This window comes from Kitasatospora sp. NPDC003701 (assembly GCF_053587085.1).
In genome coordinates, this window is record NZ_JBSFNM010000161.1 from 1 (window position 1) to 2,255 (window position 2,255).

The 2,255-nt window shown below is 70.5% G+C and carries 2 protein-coding genes; one reads left to right on the top strand and one right to left on the bottom strand.

Translation table 11 applies throughout. From position 1 onward, the window contains the following. Positions 1 to 558: 558 nt before the first annotated feature. Positions 559 to 1,218, bottom strand: coding sequence for a GntR family transcriptional regulator (locus ACWDRR_RS44365; RefSeq protein WP_449778027.1), 660 nt, complete (start codon positions 1,216 to 1,218; stop codon positions 559 to 561). An 833-nt stretch (positions 1,219 to 2,051) separates the two neighbouring features. Here ACWDRR_RS44365 and ACWDRR_RS44370 point away from each other — a divergent pair. Then, positions 2,052 to 2,255 (top strand): hypothetical protein (locus ACWDRR_RS44370; RefSeq protein ID WP_449778028.1); only part of this gene is annotated, 204 nt, incomplete at its 3' end.

Sequence of the window (2,255 nt, forward strand, 5' to 3'; positions counted from 1 at the left end):
CTCATGGCCGGCTCCGTCCTCGCCGCCATCCCCGTCGTCCTCGCCTTCGTCCTCCTCCAGAAGACCTTCGTCAGCGGCCTCACCGGCGGCGCCGTCAAGGAATAGGTAGTCGATTGGGTCGACCGGGGAGCACGGGCCCGGCCGGATGCCAGAGACAGGCAGCCGGTCGGGCCCGTGGCGTCCGCACGTCGCACCCGCGGTGGTCGCCCCGGCCGCAGCCGGCTCGCCGTTGCCGGGGGGCGGGCGGCGCTGATGTCCGCGGTGGTGAGCGGGGCGCCGGCACCGAGGTCGGCGGCGAGGCCGGGTGACGCTCGGGCCCGCTCAAGAACCTTCGGGGCGCCGGCGGCGTTGGGTGACACCCCTTCGGGCGTCGATGCCACCGGAGAATAGGGTGAGACCCGCACCCGGGGCGGCGGCGGGGGCGGCGCCCGTCACACCGACCGGGATCCTGCGGGAGCGCAGGGCAAGCAACAGGCCGTCAGCTCGGACGGGGGCATCGGGGCGGGGCCGTCCGGGTCGGAGGCTTTGAGAGCCTGGAGCATCGTTGCGTCCAGTGCCTCAGGGGGCGCACTCGTGCACAGCCTGGGAGCCGATGTGGGCGCGGACCGCGGTCGCCGCCGACGCAGGGTCACGCCGGCGCAACGCGTCCACGATCACGTCGTGCTCGGTGGCCACGGAGCGCCAGTCCCAGTCGCCGGGCACCGTGATGCGGAAGCGGCGGATGGTGAGCAGCAACTGCTCGATGAGGTCACGCAGGACGCGGTAGCCCGCGCTGTCGGCCAGGGCCTGGTGGAAGCGGGAGTTCAGCTCTGCCATCTTCTCCAGCTCGCCCGCGTCCAGCGCGTCGTGCATCGCCCGCTGGATCTGCTCGAACTCGGCGAGCCGGGCGTCGTCCATCCGCTCGGCCGCGAGCTGGGCGACCAGCGCTTCGATCGCCTCGCGGGCGAGGAAGACGCCTCGCATCTCGGCGACATCGATCGAGGCGACGGTGACGCCCGCGTGCACCCGCGAGACCAGCAGCCCGTCCGACTCCAGCCGCTTCACCGCCTCACGGATGGGGATCTTGCTGATGCCGAACCTGCGGGCCAGTTCGTCCATGTTGATCCGCTCGCCCGGCCGGAGATCCCCCTGGGCGATGGCGCTCCGCAGGCTCTCGTAGACGAGGTCGGCCTTGCTCTTCACGGCGGGGATGCGCTCCGCCCAGCTGGTTCGGTCCATTCGTTCATGGTATGCGATATCCTGATGATCTGGACGGCTCCAAGGAGGTGAATTCATCGCCTTCACCTGGGATTTCAGCCACACCGCCTCCCTGCGGCGCATCACCTCCAGGCGTTTTCGCATACCAAACCTGTCATGTCCTCGCCTGTCAGCTGCGAGGCTCCGCGCGCACCCAGCCCCACTCGCACTCGCTCGCCGAGGCGAAGCCCCGGAGCGTGCGGCGAACGCGACCCCGCACCGGGCCCGAAGGTCGGGCCGCCGTCGCCCGCCGGCCGGGAACGCTCAACCGTGTCGCGCCGCGCCCGGAAGCCGCGTACTGCAGGGCCTTCCGGATCCCAGCCCTCCGACAACGGCGTCAGCTGGCGCACCACCCGCTCCACCACCGGCTGTGGTCCAGCTCACATTCCGGCCGCGTGAATCACTGGTTATCGTGCATGGAAAGCAACGCCCATGGATTTCCCCCACCGGCGTCGGTGATTTTCCCGCGGACAGATCAATCCCGCACGGGATCCTACCGTGACAGATTTCGTCGCCCGGCTGACGGACTGCAGTCAGCAATTCCGCGAAGCCGCACAATCCAAGGCCAAGGACCCTCGGGGCTCGTAATCCTCAGCACGCGGAGGGGCACTTGCCCTGGCAAATACAGCCGCCCGTCGACCTGCCACGGACCCTCCGAAGGATCTTCCGCGAATTCCCCGGGCGCCGCGCACCGCACCGGCCGTCGACCCTGCGCGTCGGCGCCGGCTCCGTGTCAGCCCCGCGGCCGTGAAGAGAGCGGCTCCGCCGCATCCCGGCACGGGCAGTCCACTACCCCACGAAGGAGGTGAGGACCGGTGACAGTCGACCGCAACGCGAACGCCCGCGGAACCGGCTCTCCGTACGTCCCGCCGAAGCCCGTCGAGCAGCGGATCATCGGGCTCCTGAACGATCTGGCCCGGGTCACCGCCCAGAACGAACGGCTCGCCTCCACCCTGCGAGAGGCCCGCGACCAGATCGTGGCCCTCAAGGAGGAAGTGGACCGGCTGGCACAGCCCCCG